The organism is Bartonella henselae str. Houston-1 (assembly GCF_000046705.1).
Classification (GTDB): Bacteria; Pseudomonadota; Alphaproteobacteria; order Rhizobiales; family Rhizobiaceae; genus Bartonella; species Bartonella henselae.
In genome coordinates this window covers 1,080,202-1,097,174 of the sequence record NC_005956.1, presented here as the reverse complement: position 1 = coordinate 1,097,174, position 16,973 = coordinate 1,080,202, and the positions used below count along the sequence as shown (strand labels likewise).

9 protein-coding genes are annotated in these 16,973 nt (G+C 37.8%); 6 read left to right on the top strand and 3 right to left on the bottom strand.

What is annotated here, in order from left to right; genetic code table 11:
• Positions 1-14: 14 nt before the first annotated feature.
• The 4 genes from glmU (at position 15) to AYT27_RS09655 (ending at position 5,546) form a co-directional block, all read left to right on the top strand.
• Positions 15-1,361 carry a bifunctional UDP-N-acetylglucosamine diphosphorylase/glucosamine-1-phosphate N-acetyltransferase GlmU gene (glmU, locus tag AYT27_RS05070; RefSeq protein WP_011180859.1) on the top strand — a complete coding sequence of 449 codons (1,347 nt, stop codon included), beginning with the start codon at positions 15-17 and terminating at the stop codon, positions 1,359-1,361.
• Positions 1,362-1,533: 172 nt separating this feature from the next.
• Positions 1,534-3,357: a glutamine--fructose-6-phosphate transaminase (isomerizing) gene (gene glmS / locus AYT27_RS05065; protein WP_011180858.1), complete on the top strand. Its 1,824-nt coding sequence runs from the start codon at positions 1,534-1,536 to the stop codon at positions 3,355-3,357.
• A 1,077-nt stretch (positions 3,358-4,434) separates the two neighbouring features.
• A complete protein-coding gene (locus AYT27_RS05055) occupies positions 4,435-4,614 on the top strand; it encodes a hypothetical protein (protein WP_075320663.1) in 180 nt (59 codons plus the stop codon).
• Between the two features lie 716 nt (positions 4,615-5,330).
• Positions 5,331-5,546 carry a DUF7146 domain-containing protein gene (locus AYT27_RS09655; protein WP_306421408.1) on the top strand — a complete coding sequence of 72 codons (216 nt, stop codon included), beginning with the start codon at positions 5,331-5,333 and terminating at the stop codon, positions 5,544-5,546.
• A gap of 1,002 nt (positions 5,547-6,548) precedes the next feature.
• Here AYT27_RS09655 and recG read toward each other — a convergent pair.
• Complete coding sequence (recG, locus tag AYT27_RS05030; RefSeq protein WP_011180857.1) at positions 6,549-8,657, bottom strand: ATP-dependent DNA helicase RecG; 2,109 nt, start codon at positions 8,655-8,657, stop codon at positions 6,549-6,551.
• Positions 8,658-9,067: 410 nt separating this feature from the next.
• Here recG and dnaE point away from each other — a divergent pair, with 410 nt between their 5' ends.
• A complete protein-coding gene (dnaE, locus tag AYT27_RS05025; RefSeq protein WP_011180856.1) occupies positions 9,068-12,556 on the top strand; it encodes a DNA polymerase III subunit alpha in 3,489 nt (1,162 codons plus the stop codon).
• 441 nt (positions 12,557-12,997) lie between these two features.
• On the opposite strand, the gene AYT27_RS05020 is transcribed toward dnaE, so the two are convergent.
• A complete protein-coding gene (locus AYT27_RS05020) occupies positions 12,998-14,242 on the bottom strand; it encodes an FAD-binding protein (protein ID WP_011180855.1) in 1,245 nt (414 codons plus the stop codon).
• A gap of 37 nt (positions 14,243-14,279) precedes the next feature.
• On the bottom strand, positions 14,280-14,519 hold the full coding sequence (locus AYT27_RS05015; RefSeq protein WP_011180854.1) for a zinc-finger domain-containing protein: 240 nt from the start codon (positions 14,517-14,519) through the stop codon (positions 14,280-14,282).
• 271 nt (positions 14,520-14,790) lie between these two features.
• Between AYT27_RS05015 and AYT27_RS05010 the strand changes: the two genes are divergently transcribed.
• A complete protein-coding gene (locus tag AYT27_RS05010) occupies positions 14,791-16,971 on the top strand; it encodes an RNA degradosome polyphosphate kinase (protein ID WP_011180853.1) in 2,181 nt (726 codons plus the stop codon).
• The last annotated feature ends 2 nt before the right edge of the window (positions 16,972-16,973 follow it).

Sequence of the window (16,973 nt, the reverse complement as noted above, 5' to 3'; positions counted from 1 at the left end):
TGATGAGTTTTATGATGAGAAGTTGTCTTTCTATTGTTCTTGCAGCAGGTGAGGGGACGCGCATGAAGTCGTCGCTTCCTAAAGTGCTTCATAAAATTGCTGGATTGCCTCTTATATGCCACGTTATAAAACAAATAGAATTAGCCGGTGTTTCACAATTAGCAGTCGTTGTGGGTTTTGGGGCTAAAGATGTCGTGCATGTTGTTGAATCATTTGTAAAAAATGCAATGATTTTTGAACAAAAAGAACGTTTAGGAACAGCACATGCTGTTTTATCTGCTCGCTTAGCTTTGCAAAAAGGGGTGGATGATGTTCTCATTGTTTTTGGTGATACCCCTTTGATTGAGCAAGATTCATTGTTACAACTTCGTGCGCAACTTGCTGGTGGAGCAGATGTTGTTGTTGCTGGTTTTCGTGCTTTTAATCCAACAGGTTATGGGCGTCTTCTTGAGAAAAATGGTAAACTTATCGCGATTATAGAAGAAAAGGATGCTAGCGACGAAGAAAAAAAGCTCTCTTTTTGTAATGGTGGGATATTGGCCCTTAATGGAAAGTATGCACTTTCTCTGTTAGAGAAGATTGGTAACAATAATTCAAAGCGAGAATATTATCTCACAGATATTGTCTCTATTGCATCGCAAGAAGGATTAGATGTTCGTGTTGTTGAAGTTCCTTTTGACAATATTATAGGAGTTAATAATTGTTTTGAGCTTTTTGAAGCTGATTCTTTATGGCAAAAACGTAAAGCACGCGATTTAATGTTGTCTGGTGTGACAATCCTTAAACCAGAAACTGTTTATTTTTCTTATGATACGCAGATTAAACCAGGGGTGATGATTGAGCCAAATGTTTATTTTGGGCTGGGCGTAAAAGTACATTCTGGTGCAGTTATTCATGCATTTAGCTATCTAGAGGGTGCTGTGGTTGGTACAGATGCACGGATTGGACCCTATGCGCGTCTGCGACCTGGAACAGAGTTGGCAGGATCGGTAAAGATTGGAAACTTTTGTGAAGTCAAAAAAGCTAAAATAGGAAAAGCCTCCAAGATTAATCATTTGAGTTATATTGGCGATGCCGAAATTGGAGCACAGGTCAACATTGGAGCTGGGACTATTACTTGCAATTATGACGGATTTCATAAACATAAAATTATGATTGGTGATCATGCTTTCATCGGATCTAATTCCGCACTTGTTTCTCCATTGATGATAGGGGACGGTTCTTATATCGCCTCAGGCAGTGTAATTACTGAAGATGTTCCTATGAATAGTATAGCTTTGGGCCGTGCACGACAAGTGACGAAAAAGGATTATGCAATGAAATTGCGTGCGCGTTTATCAGCCAATCAACAAAAAAAGTGATCATTTTTACTCTATTTTCTTTGTTTTATGGTGATCTATAATTTTGTAAGAGGCTTTTTAGATATCGCCTACATATATATGTGATTTATTTGATACCTGAAAGTTTTGAAGGAAGATAATTTAATTATTTTATGAAATTATATAAATTTCAAATATGAGTTGGAGCTTTTTAATGTGTGGAATTATCGGAATTCTTGGAAAAAGATGTGTTACATCCTCTTTGGTTGAAAGTTTAAAGCGCCTTGAGTATAGAGGGTATGATTCATCTGGTATCGCAACAGTTCATAATGGGCGTCTTTATCGTATACGGGCCGAAGGGAAGCTTGTTCATTTAGAAGAAAAATTACAGAAAACGCCTTTAAAAGGAAATTTAGGGATTGGCCACACGCGTTGGGCTACGCATGGAGTTGCTGTGGAGCGGAATGCTCATCCTCATGTAACGGAACGGCTTGCAATTGTTCATAATGGTATTATTGAAAATTTTGTAGAATTGCAAAAAGAACTCATTGAAGATGGTTATACCTTTGAAACAGAGACGGATACAGAGGTTATTGCTCATTTAATTACGCGCGCGTTAAAAAGTGGTCTTTCTCCACAAGAAGCGATACGCACAAGTTGGAAACGGTTGCAGGGGGCTTTTGCTATTGTTGTTATTTTTGAGGGTGAAGACAATCTTATGATTGCTGCTCGTTCTGGTCCTCCATTGGCAATTGGCTATGGAAAAGATGAGTTTTTTGTCGGATCGGATGCAATTGCTTTGGCTCCATTCGTAGATTCTATCAGCTATATGGAAGATGGGGATTGGGCTGTTCTGACACGGGAAGATATAACAATTTATGATGTAGATAATCAACCGGTAAAACGTCCTCTTACCCCATTATTTGAAGGAGCTTTATTGGCTTCTAAGGGTAATCATCGCCATTTCATGCACAAGGAGATGTTTGAACAGCCTGAAGTTATTTCTCATAATTTGGCGCATTATCTTGATCTTGGCAATTATACGGTTCGCTCGTTTCAAAAATTGATTGATTGGAAGAAAATTAATAGAATACTCTTTGCAAGCTGTGGAACAGCTTATTATTCAACCTTAGTTGCACGCTATTGGTTTGAGAGTTTTGCTGCTTTAAGTGTTGATAATGATGTTGCTTCAGAATTTCGTTATCGTGAACCACCCATCAATTCTGATGTATTGTCGGTGTTTGTTTCTCAATCTGGTGAAACAGCTGATACATTGGCATCTTTGCGTTATTGTCGTGAATATGGTGTAAAAACAGCAACAATTGTAAATGTTGAACAATCGACGATGGCAAGAGAAGCTGATTTTGTCTTACCAACACGAGCCGGTCCAGAAATTGGTGTGGCTTCAACAAAAGCTTTTACTTGTCAATTGGCAACTCTTGCTGCAATGGCCCTTGATGCTGCTAAGCAACGTGGTTTCCTTGCAGAGCAGGCAGAACATCAGTTTGTCCAGCAATTGGCAGAAGTTCCTAGAATTTTAAACGAGGTTTTAAAGCTAGATAATAAAATTGAACAGATTTGTCGGAATTTAGTAAACGTAAAAGGTGTTCTTTATCTAGGGCGTGGTACCTCTTATCCAATTGCGTTAGAAGGCGCGCTTAAACTGAAGGAGCTTTCTTATATTCATGCAGAAGGCTATGCGGCGGGTGAGTTAAAACATGGGCCGATTGCATTGGTGGATGAGGCAATACCTGTTATTGTTGTAGCACCTTATGATCGGTGGTTTGAAAAGACTTGTTCTAACATGCAAGAAGTAGCAGCGCGCAATGGTCGTATTATTTTGATAACTGATAAAAAAGGGGCAGAGGCAGTTCATCTTGATATTTTGTCAACTATTGTTTTGCCAAATATTCCAGAATTTATTGCGCCTATTATTTATGCTTTACCCATTCAGTTAATTGCTTATCACACAGCTGTTTTATTGGGAACGGATGTTGACCAACCCCGTAATTTAGCAAAATCAGTCACTGTTGAGTGAAAATATGTATTTTTGAAACTTTGGGAGAATAATTAGGAATACAAAAAATTAATTTAGTTTTTCATATATTGAATGAGTATATTGAATACAAGAATATTTTCCATTTTATCCTTTCTATTTTAGAAGCGGAAAACGTTTTTTTGTGCATGTCACAAAAGAGAGCAGATGCGTGAAGATGCAACGCAATTAATTTATAAAGATAATCCATTGTTTTACATGTTGAGTTAGAGACCTTAATACAGTAAGTTTCTCTTATTACAAGCCCTTTCATATTGAATCAATTTTACTGCTTGTACGTCACAAGTAGGGTTGGCGTGTGGGTGAAAACTGTACAAGAAAGGAGTAAAAATGCCTCTCATGAACCATCTTAATGCAAGGGTTGTCGCAACATTTTGAGCTAGTAAAGAGAATGACAGTGCTGGCTTTCTCCTTCATTAGCTTAAAGAGGGTAATGTGCAATGGCTTTAACCGTATACCTTTATGAGTACTGTCGTGAAATGAGCTTTTGTGCGTTGACAGATATCTGTTTAAAATAAGTGCGTGAATTGGCACCCCAATGGCGTTCTGTGTTACGTGAAGGGCGTGACTCCATTAAAGAACGTGAGAAACAAAAGCGTGAGGTAATACGGACTCTTTGATTATTTAAAAGATTTGCTCCTCAATGTTTTTGAAAGCTGTAAAGCCGAATTAAAGGGTGATGATAAGGTTGGGAGTTGGTTTTTATCTTTACAGCTTCATATTCTCCCCAAATGAAGCTATCTCTCTGTTTTAGAGATTACCCAAACAGAGATATGCAATATCCTTGCTCCTATTTGGCGTATAAAAGCTGCAACAACAGAGAAAATAACTTATCCGTCTCAATTTGTCTCAAGCACGTTATTACGTTAGGTTTAGATGTTAATTTACAGGGAACAGCAAAAGCAAGAGCTTTATTAGGTAAACAACTTTATAAAACTACTTATAGACCGTTATAGATTGAAGAGATATCCTGGCTTTTATAAAATACTTTGCAAACAACAATCATAACGGATTTGGCTTTGCGCCTTCTTATCATTATAAGGAGATTGTACAAATCTTTTGCGTCATATTTTTGAAGATCAAATTGACGGCGCTATATGGACATTCTCTGTTGAGAATATTAAAGGAAAGCGCGACGTTACAACAGAATTTCGCGTGCCTTTATCAGCAGAAGTAATGAAAGTGATTTTATCCTTTCTTTTCCTGATCGTACTTTCATTTCAAAGAATGGCTAAATAGAGTTAACAAATAATAATTCTATCATTTGAGTATAGAGGGAATTTTGCGATTCCAAATGAACCACTTTTATAGTTTGTGAGAGTGCAAAACTACTTATTATTATAAGCGTTTCAACACTTTGAAGGCATCTTGCTGATGGAGTGGTAGAAAAAGCCTTTAAAAATCGATTCCTTACCGCGTTGGTTACACTCAGACCTTCATGATGTAATCAAGAAGGCAAAAAACAACCTCGCAACAACTCTGCCTAAGAAAACTTTGCCCTTACAGTACAGATAAAGCATTTCAGTTCTGACAAATTCTAAAATAGCAAAATCCTTCCTATGGTACAAATAACAGGATTGAAATTTATGCAATTTGTGAATGCTCAAGGCATGAAAAATACCTTGCAAGGTGTTTGGCATGAGCATTATGGTCTTGTCCGTGCCCCGCCCATGATAATAGGTTGACTAGCTTATCCCTTTCTCATGGAAATGATGGGCATCTCTTACTTTATTGTTATGCCGGCTGTTCTTTTAGAAAGATCATATAAGCTCTCAAAAGAATTGCTCTCATCAATAAACAAGCATTTTGGGATCAGGCTTATTGTCACACACACTCTTTCTCAAAACAGTTTTGTTTCTGATGTCAAAAAAGCAAAACAGAAGGCTGATAAAGCGAGAGAGATTTGGCAATAAAGCCAACCGATAAAAGATATTTTAGCAGAGGCCTATTTACGTATGCGGGGTATCACTTGTGAATTGCCTCCTCATTTACGCTTTCATGATAGATTTCCTCATCCCTTGGGAATAACTCTGCCTGCGTTGGTGGCGTTAGTTAAGAACGGCTGTTCCTTTACCTTTGCAATTCATGGGACTTTTTTACAAGTCAATCGATATGAAACAGATCAGAGATCGGCAAAAGCTATGTTGGATTCTGTAACGGGCGGTGCTTAAGTCGAGGCAATCAACAGCATCTTATCATTTGTGAAGGAATAGAAACCGATCTTTCCTTGCTGTCTGGTTTGTAACAAAAGTCTGTTGACTTATGGGCATTATCACTTTCAACCGGTGGAATGATGCATGCAAATTTATCCACTACTAAAACATGTTTCACAGTTGCAATGGATGGAGGTAATGCTGATCGTAAAGCAAATTTTACCCTAGCAGAGTGTGTGTACAAACAAGACTTTGATATTTTTATGATACAATTCTCTCATAGAACTGACTTCAATGATTTATTGCTTTCTAAAAGAGGAAATAATGAAAGAAAGCAAAAACAACAATCAAAATATTCTTTTAAATGATAATGATAACATTTTTTTAACGAGAATACTTGTTTAGAAGCCATTTCTTATGAAAAGATATTGCAAAACATCGGGTGGGGTGAATTACAACTGTTTGGTACTACCCTCTTACCGGTAAAGTTTTTTCACCCTGCGCAAGTTCCATTGATATTAAGTTGGTATATTTATGACGTTTTTAAACGTCAATAATCCTCTCTCAATTTTATCGCTGTCTCTGCTTTATGTGAGTTGGCTGCTATTATTAGCAATGGTATTAGAATAGTTCCAAAACAGCATGATGATTGGAAAGTTGTCTCTAATCTCTAGGAGGCGCTTATTGATAGACCCTCAACAGCGAAATTACCAGCTATGAAGGCGGCTTTGGTTCCTCTCTATGATTTTCAAAAGGAATGGTGTCAAGATGGAGCAAACAGAAAAAACAGCAGAAAACCAAAGATATTCTCATTGAATTAGACAAACGAAAAAAAACAAGCCTACAAAGTACTCAAGAATAAAAACGATGAACAAGCTCCTGCTCTTTTGTCTCAATTTCTTGAACAAAAAGGCAAAAAAGTTTTAGAACGGCCCAATATGCCTCTTATGAACTGTCTTAAACGGTTTTTTCCACATGCCAACCCCGTTTTTGTGACATGCGTGTGAATGATTTTTATTGTTATCCTGCTCGTAATAGGCGTGTAGCATCGTCGCGTCCAAAAAGATAAAGGAGTAAACGTAAAGCTTGCCCTTGTTCTGAAGAAAGGTGAGGATCACGTTGTAAAAATAAACGTGCATCTCTTCTCGCCAGTAACAAAAGATCACCATGTACTGCAAGATTTGCTATATGGAATTCAGGCATACCAGATTGTCGCGTTCCTAAAAGCTCTCCTTCTCCTCGTAAACGCCAGTCTTCTTCAGCAATTTTAAAACCATCTTCTGTACTCCGTATAATGTTAAGGCGTGTTGCAGCCATTTTTGTCAATGGATCTTTGTAGAGCAAAATACAGGAGGATTTTTTTTCTCCTCGTCCAACACGCCCTCGCAATTGGTGCAGTTGTGAAAGCCCAAAATGTTCTGCATGTTCGATGATGATGATTGAGGCGTCTGGAATATCTACTCCTACTTCAATGACTGTAGTTGCAACTAAAATACCTATATTTCCGCATTTAAAAGATGCCATAGCTGCTTCTTTTTTATCCGTCGACATTTTTCCATGTATCATACCAACAGAGGTTCCAAATCGCTCTTGGAGCATAGCAAAACGACTTTCAATGGAAGTGAGTTCAAGAGTTATCGATTCTTCTACTAAAGGACAAATCCAATAGAGCTTTTCACCCTTTTCTAATGCAACGGCAATTCGTTCTATGAGTTCATCAATACGTTTCAAAGAAAGTATTGCTGTTGTAATTGGTTGCCGTCCCATTGGTTTTTCAGTAATTTTGGAGACATCCATATCACCAAAAGCTGTCAAGACGAGTGTACGTGGAATTGGGGTGGCCGTCATTACCAGCATATCCGGTTTATGCCCTTTTGCTGTAAGTGCAAGGCGTTGATTTACCCCAAAACGATGTTGTTCATCGATAATGGCTAAAGAAAGATTATTATAAGTGACGTTATTTTGTATGAGAGTATGGGTTCCAATAATAATAGAGGCTTGACTTGATGAAATATTGTTCAAGATATTTGTGCGCAATTTTCCTTTTTCTCGTCCGGTTAAAAGAACTGTTTGTAGTCCGATCTTTTCAGCAAGAGGTGCAATTGTCGCAAAATGTTGCCTTGCAAGAACTTCTGTTGGAGTCATTAAAGCTGACTGTCCTCTATTTTCAGCAATTTGTGCCATTGCCATGAGTGCAACTACGGTTTTTCCTGCTCCTACATCACCTTGGAGAAGTCTTAACATGGGTTCTGGTGAAGCGAGATCATTGGCAATATCTTGTATTGCTTTTTTTTGTCCATTTGTAAGTTGAAAGGGTAAGATTTTCAGCAATTTTTCAGTGTATGTTCCTGTTGGTGGGCGAGAAGTTCCGACAAGAGATTTGGTTTTCAAACGCATTAGCCCAAGAGCTAATTGACAAGCGAGCAATTCATCATAGGCAAGGCGTTTGCGTGCTGTACTTTCTAGAGCTAAATCATCGGGATCAATGGGGGCGTGGATGCGACGTAAAGCAACAGAAAAAGAAGAAAAGTTTTGCTGTTTTTTGACGCTTTCCTCTATCCATTCTGGTAAGAGAGGAATATATTCAAGGGCATTTTGTATTGTACGCCTTAGCGTTTTTGCTGATAGACCAGCAGTAGAAGGGTAGATGGGTTCGATCAAAGGCATTTGATTTGATTGCTTACTTGGGGCAATATGATCGGGATGTACCATGGAAAGTTGTCCGTTAAACCGCTCAACTTTACCAGATACAATGACTTTTTTTCCTTCAGGAAGTTGTTTTTTTAGCCAAGGAGGTTGGGCATGAAAAAACACTAAATTTATTTTTCCTGTTTGATCGTGGGCGCTAACGCGATAGGGCAATCTATTACGGCCAATGGGTGGCGAATGATGTTGATCAATAATAATTTCAAGAGTAACGGTGTTTCCTTCTTGTGCAAAAGCGATATTGGGCCGCATTCTACGGTCTATAACAGAATAAGGCATTAATTGAAGAAGATCAATAATGGTTGGTTCACGTTGTGTAGCATTAATGTTTAAGACTTTGGCTAGTAAGCCATATATTTTGGGGCTCATTCCTGGCAGGATACGCACAGAGGTAAAAAGAGGGCGAATAAGATCTGGAAGCATACGGAAATTTAGCTTGCTCTTTTTGTTTTTTCTAGTGTTGTAAAAGAGCTTTTTGGGGATAATACACTGAATAATCCCAAGGGGAGTTGCTTTATTTATAGTTTGAGTTTTAAGCATAAAAATAAAGCTTTAAAGAATGGATACAATAACACTATAAAAGGAAAAGTGCTCATATTCGTACTATTTATTCTATAAAATTTTCTTCTTTTTATTTTTGTGCGCTTCTTTTGTTACAAGTGTAGGTATTTTCTTGATGGGCGTCTAATATGCACTATAAAATACCCGAAATATCTTGTCTTTCTGAGAAGCGGAGGTTTGTATGTTTGAGTATAATGCGTAACAATGCTCTCTCTTGTGAGAGAGATGATAGCTGCTATTTGGCATTTATTTTATAGTGGGAAATTGTCAGAGTGTCAGAAGATAAAAGTAAAATACGAGATGAAAAACAACCTTTTCCTCACTTTATTCATTTGAGGGTACACTCAGCTTACTCATTGCTTGAAGGGGCTTTAAAAATCCCACAAATTATTCAACATGCAATCTCAGATCATACACCAGCGGTTGCTATTACGGATACGAATAATTTATTTGGTGCTTTGGAATTTTCGCAATATTGTTTTTCTTATGGTATTCAACCCATTATAGGTTGTCAACTCACAATTGACTTTGGAGATGGAAATGATAATCCGCGTTTAGTTAAATGGCGTCATCCTTCTGATTTTTGCTCTATTGTTCTTTTAGCTGCAAGCGAGATTGGTTATGCTCATTTAGTTCGTCTTGTTAGTCGTGCTTATCTTGATAAGTGCGATACTGATCCTCCTCATATCAAAGCCGATTGGCTGTTGTCGCATAATGAAGGAATCATTGTTTTGACTGGTGGGAGAGGAGGGCCGATTAATTTTTCTTTGGCAGAAGAGAGAAAAGAACGTGCTATTGAACGCTTAATTTATTTAAAAAAGATTTTTGATGATCGCCTTTATGTGGAATTACAACGGCATGGCTCTTTTGATCAAAAAGTAGAAGCTGCGCTTATTGAGTTGGCGTATGCATATGAAATTCCTCTTGTTGCAACAAATGAGGCTTTTTTTCTAAACAGAGAAGGGTATGAAGCCCATGATGCGCTGATGGCAGTTGCAGAAGGACAAATTGTTTCTAATCCAGATCGCAAACGTGTGACACCAGATCATTATTTGAAGTCACAAGAGGAAATGGTTGCACTGTTTTCTGATCTTCCAGAAGCTCTGGAAAACAGTGTTGAAATTGCATTGCGTTGTCATACTGCTACGCCAACTCGAAAACCAATTTTGCCTCGTTTTATAGAGCAATCTGTTGATTTAAACTTTACTTTAGAAGCAGAAGATAGAGAATTGTTAAATCAGGCTAAAGCTGGTTTAAAAATGCGACTTAAAACAATTGGACTGGCTGAAGGATACACGATTACAGATTATGAGCAGCGGCTTGATTATGAAATTTCAGTTATTACGCGCATGCAGTTTTCTGGCTATTTTCTTATTGTTTCAGATTTTATAAAATGGGCGAAAGTCCATGATATTCCCGTTGGCCCAGGACGTGGCTCTGGTGCTGGTTCACTTGTGGCTTATGCATTGATGATTACCGATGTTGATCCATTGCGTTTTTCTCTTCTCTTTGAAAGATTTCTCAATCCAGATCGTGTTTCTATGCCAGATTTTGATATCGATTTTTGTCAAGAACGGCGCGAAGAAGTTATTCATTATGTTCAAAAAAAATATGGTCGTGATCAAGTCGCTCAAATTATTACGTTTGGTAAATTGCAGGCACGTGCGGTATTGCGTGATGTTGGGCGTGTTTTAGAAGTGCCGTATCGTCAGGTGGAATATCTTACAAAGTTGGTTCCTGCTGCGCCTGGAAGTCAAGTTGAGTTGGCTGATGCTATTAAGGATGAACCGAAATTTGAAGAAGAAAAGAAAAAAGATCCTGCTATTGGACGCACATTAGATATAGCGCTTCAGCTGGAGGGACTTTATCGTCATGCATCGACCCATGCTGCAGGAATTGTTATCGGTGATCGGCCGCTATCAGAACTTATCCCGATGTACCGTGATCCTCGTTCCGATATGCCTGTTACACAATTTAACATGAAATATGTTGAACAGGCTGGGTTGGTAAAATTTGATTTTCTTGGATTAAAAACACTAACTGTTTTGAAGATGGCGGTAGATTTTGTTGCACGAAAGGGTATCAAAATAAATTTATCGAATATCCCTCTGAATGATGAAACGACTTATGCCATGATGGCGCGTGGTGAAACGGTTGGCATATTTCAAGTTGAAAGTTCTGGTATGCGTAAGGCTCTTATTGGCATGAAGCCAGATCGTATTGAAGATATTATTGCACTTGTTGCGCTTTATCGTCCTGGACCGATGGAGAATATTCCAATCTATAATGCACGCAAACATGGGGAAGAGGAAATTGCTTCTATTCATCCTAAAATAGATCATTTGATTAAAGAAACACAAGGCGTTATTGTATACCAAGAACAGGTGATGCAAATCGCTCAGGTGCTTGCTGGTTATTCGCTTGGAGAAGCAGATTTATTGCGTCGCGCTATGGGGAAAAAAATCCATACAGAAATGCAAAAACAGCGTACGCGCTTTGTGAATGGAGCTGTTGCTGGTGGTGTTGATAAGGATCAGGCTGATATTATCTTTGACCTTTTAGCAAAATTTGCAGATTACGGTTTTAATAAATCGCACGCTGCTGCTTATGCAATTATTTCTTATCAAACAGCTTATATGAAAGCACATCATCCCGTTGAGTTTTTAGCTGCTTCGATGACATATGATATGATGAATACCGAGAAATTAAATGATTTTCGGCGTGAGGCATTAAGGTTGGGTATTAAAGTTATTGCACCTTGTGTGCAAACATCACATCGTGTTTTTGAGGTTGGTGATAACTGTATTTATTACTCTCTTGCCGCCATTAAAGGTGTAGGTGAAGCGGTTGTTGACCATATTGTTGCTTGCCGTGGAAATAAGGTTTTTAAGGATCTAGAAGATTTTTGTGAGCGTATTGATCCTCGTATTGTTAATAAGCGTGCAATGGAAAGTTTGGTTTGTGCTGGTGCTTTTGATTGTTTTAATATTGCACGTGAAGTTTTATTGGCAAGCCTTGGAACCCTTCATGCGCGTGCACTTCGTATTCTCGATGATAACTCTAGCGGACAGACTGATATATTTGGGATAACAAGTGTTTTAAAAGAGCCTTTGATACTATCGCAAGCCTCTCCTTGGTCACTGGATGAAAAACTTCATCGAGAGTTTCAAGCAATAGGTTTTTACTTTTCTGCTCATCCTCTGGATGAGTATCAAGCTATTCTTGTTAAAAAACGTATTCAGAATTGGGTTAATTTTGCCAATGCTGTTAAAGCTGGCGCAACTGCTGCTCGGCTTGCTGGAACTGTTGTGGCAAAGCAAGTGCGTAAAACAAAATCTGGTAAGAAAATGGGGATTGTTCATTTTTCTGATACGAGTGGACAGTATGAGGCAGTTCTTTTTTCCGAGGCGCTTTCAGATTATGAGGAGATATTGGAACTTGGAAAATCTTTTATCATTACGGTGAGTGCAGAAAATCGCTCTGAGGGGGTTAGTTTGCGACTTGAGACGGCTCAATCCTTAGAAAAGGAAGCAGCACAGCATCATAAAATGATGCGTCTCTTTATCAAAACGGTTGATATGCTTCCACAAATTCAACAAAATTTAAATCCTAGCGGAAATGGAGAAGTAGCGCTTATTTTGATTCAAGAGGATGGATTACGGGAAGTTGAAATTACGCTTCCAAAGCGGTATAAGGTAAATTCGCGTGTGGCAAGTGCTCTAAAATCAATTCAGGGTGTTGTCGATGTAGAGTTGACTTAAATCAAGATTTGTGAAGTAACTGCTTATTTTAATTGGCATTTTTGTTTTATTAGCGACTTAAATTTAGCTTTGAATCAGATTGTAGATTCTAAAAGATTTTGCTTCTGTTTGAGATCAGTGAGGAGCGATTTGTTTCCGATTAACATATTAATTTTCATCATTAATCATCAAAATTTGTACAATATCAAATAGCTTGATTTTACAATGTTTTTCTGTCTTGCGCACTCTTATCTGTCATGAAAAAAATGTACAATCTTAGTTCAACCGATAGGGAGAGTGAATATGAAAATTATGAACTGTTTAAGTGAGAGAGTAGAGGCAACACTGGGTGAGCGTTGGTGTTTGTTTATGACTGTTATAAGTGTATATTTAAGAAATTTGAGCCCATCATCCGTGAGAGCCAAAAGTAATTTAGGGTTTTAAATTTTATAATTTCTTTTACTATATATTTCTTTCATTTTTTGTTAAGTTCATGGCGTCATACGTATAAAGCCAATCAAGACTCGATATGATGCTTTCTGGTGTGCGGATTTTCATGATAAAATTACGTACAACCGCTATTGGACCAGTTGCATGGTAGGCTATTCTGTTAAAATCTCCACGTTTTTTTACTGCTGTAATGCGAGGGGTACGTATTTTTTCATATAGTAAAAGAGCTTTTGTTAATGATAAATCTTTAAGAGAAAGTGCTTCTGCTAATGTAGCGGCATCTTCTATTGCCATAGCTGCTCCTTGTGCTGCAAAAGGGAGTGCTGCGTGTGCACAATCACCAACAAATACTTGTCGTTCTAAACCTAAAAAACGATTGTGTTTCATTTGAAATAGCGGCCAATAGCTCCATTCATCGATATGGTCAAAAATTTGCAAAATTTTTTGATTCCAATTTTGAAAAAGAAATTTAAGCTTTTCTTTTTTTCCTTTGTATGTCCATCCTTCTTTTACATTTTCTCCATACGTAATAGCTACAAAATTAAAAAGTTTTTCTGATGAGTGAATGGGGTAGACAATAAGATGATTTTTGGCTCCCATCCAGGCAGTAATTGTCTTTCTATTTTGCAGTATAGAACGAAAGCTTTTGGGAAGATTTTCAAATTCTGTTGTTGCACGCCAAGCAATAAAGCCACTAAAATTTGCTTTTTCGTGAAAAGGTGCCAATTGTCGTAATGTCGACCAAACTCCATCACATCCGATTAGGAGAGGCGTTGAATAAAATTGGTAGTGTTCTGTTTTCGTTGCTACATTTGTTTTTATTGTTTTTATGTTAATGCCGCTTGTGGTTTGGTTAGATGATACAACAGCTTCACCTGCTTTGTATTTGATAAGGGGATTTCCCATAACAGCGTCGTGTAAAACTTTTTGTAAATCCGCTCGATGAATCATAAGATAGGGGGATTTCCAATTTTTTTCTGATAAATTAAAAAGATCCGCGTGTAGATGTGTTTTTAAAGAGACTCCATCTCTTAACTGAAGAAATTGTGGAATTACACCCATTTTTGTGAGTTTACTAAGAATGCCCCAACGCGCAAAAATACACGTTGCATTTGGAGTAAGCTGAATACCCGCACCTACACTCTCAAGCTGTTTGCGCTTTTCGATGATGGTGCTTGCAATTCCTTTATAAGCAAGTGCCAAAGCAGAGCTTAAACCAGCAATACCACCGCCAACGATAATTGGTGATTGGTTCATGAGTTACTCTCTTGCATTTGAAAAAAAAGAGCAGACATTATTTAGGATTATATAAACATCCCGTTGGATTTGTTTGATTGTACGATAGTGAGGGATCATAACGATAAAGCGTTGAACAATAAGGGCAAATTTTTTCATCAGTTGATCCCATGTCAATAAAGATGTGGGGATGATCGAATGGTTGTGTGGCACCTACACACATAAACTCTTTCACACCAATTTCGATTATTTTATATCCAAGATCATTTTGGAAATGGGGAATATTATAATCAGCCATGGTGTACAAACTCCGGATAAATTGCCTGATAAGGCATGATTTGGATTAGCTATTGTATACGCTATAGTTTGTGATAAAGCTTCTAATAATGCAAGGTGCTTTTTAAAATAATTGGTCTATAAGAATAATTGCGATAATTTTAAAATATAAATGCTATCAGAGAAATTGGGACTTGATGTGTTGTAATTACGGTAACATATCGTAAAGCGTTATATGATATATTTCTTCATAAGAATTTTGGAGAGTATACAAGGAAAAATATCTAAAATATATGGAAAAAACGGTTGCAGATCAGATTTCTCTGTCGGATATAACAATGAAAAATCCGGCGCGGTTTATTAACCGAGAATTTTCATGGCTACAATTTAATAACCGTGTATTGATGGAAGCTGCTAATTCAAAGAATCCTTTATTAGAACGGTTACAGTTTCTTTCAATTTCAGCAACAAATCTTGATGAGTTTTTTATGGTTCGTGTTGCTGGACTTGCTGCTCAAATTCGTGCTGGAGTTACAGCGTGCAGTGCAGATGGTCGTACTCCGCAGGAGCAACTTGATTTTGTATTAGCTGAGATTTCGTGTTTGCAGGATAATCAACTACGAGAATTGAGTATTTTACGTCATGAATTAAAACAAAATAATATTGAAATTATTTGTTCTGCTGGGCTTTCAGAAACTGAAAAGTCATGGATTGAAAAATATTTTTTGGATACGATCTTTCCTGTTTTGACACCTTTATCTGTTGATCCTGTTCGCCCTTTTCCATTTATTCCTAATCTAGGGTTTTCCATTGCTCTTCAATTATCTCGCTGTGCTGATCAACACTCTTTTATAGCTTTGTTGCCACTTCCAACGACCTTGAGACGTTTTATTCCTCTTCCTCAAAAAGATAATCGCTTTCGTTTTATTGCATGTGAAGATGTTATAAACCTTTTTATGCGTCATGTATTTCCTGATTATGAAGTCGAGGGAATTGGTACATTTAGGGTGATTCGTGATAGTGATATTGAAGTAGAAGAAGAAGCTGAAGATCTTGTTCATTTTTTTGAAACTGCACTTAAGAGGCGTCGTCGTGGGCAAGTCATTCGGATTGAATTTGAGGCAAAAATGCCAGATCATTTACGCCAATTTATTACCAATGGTCTTGCGGTTCCTGAGTATTGTATCAATGTTCTTGATGGATTTTTGGCGCTTAATACAGTCTCAGAGATTGTTTCTATTCCACGCAATGACTTAAAGTTTGCTCCTTATGATCCTCGTGTTCCTGAATGTATCTGTCAGCATAAGGGTGATTGTTTTGCAGCTATTCGTCAAAATGATATCGTGATTCATCATCCTTATGAATCCTTTGATGTTGTTGTAGAGTTTTTACGTCAGGCTGCTCGTGATCCTGATGTTATTGAAATCAAACAAACACTTTATCGCACATCAAATGATAGCCCAATTGTTAGCGCTTTGATTGAGGCTGCTGAACAGGGTAAGTCAGTGACAGCTTTAGTAGAACTTAAAGCACGTTTTGATGAGGAAGCCAATATTCGCTGGGCACGTGATCTTGAACGTGCGGGCGTTCAAGTTTTTTTTGGTTTTATTGCATTAAAAACACATGCTAAAATGTCACTCGTTGTGCGGCGTGAAGGAAAACGCCGTTGCTCTTATGTTCATCTTGGAACGGGAAATTACCATCCTATTAATGCTAAAGTTTATACCGATCTTTCTTTTTTTACTACTGATGATGATATTGCTCATGATGTTGCATTATTGTTTAATTATATTGCTGAATATGTACGCCCAAATGAAGCAATGAAGATTGCTTTTTCACCCTTAACATTGCGCAGTCGTATTTTGGAGCATATTGAAGGAGAAATTACCAATGCACGGCAGGGGCAGCTTGCTGCTATTTGGATGAAAGTCAATGCATTGGTTGATCCTGAAATAATTGATGCTTTATATCGTGCCAGTCAAGCGGGAGTGCAGATTGATTTGGTGGTGCGTGGAATATGTTGCTTGCGTCCTGGTATTCCAGGAATTTCCGATAATATTCGTGTCAAATCAATCGTAGGGCGTTTTCTTGAACATAGTCGCATTTTTTGTTTTGGTAATGGTGTAAATCTCCCAAGTGAGAATGCGCTTGTTTATTTCGGATCTGCTGATATGATGCCTCGTAATCTCGATTACCGTATTGAAATATTGGTTCCAGTTTTTAATAAAATGGTCCGTCAGCAGATTCTTTTACAAGTTATGCTAGCGAATATCATTGATAATCAACAGAGCTTTGATATATTAAACGATGGAACATCACAACTTATAACACCGCAAAGAGGTGAAAGCCCATTTAATGCGCAGGAGTATTTTATGGCCAATGCGGGTCTTTCAAGGATGGAAAGGTCTTTTGACTCTTCTGTTTCGCATTTGGTTGCGTTGTATCAGCAGAAGGTCAAACTATATAAAGACTGAAA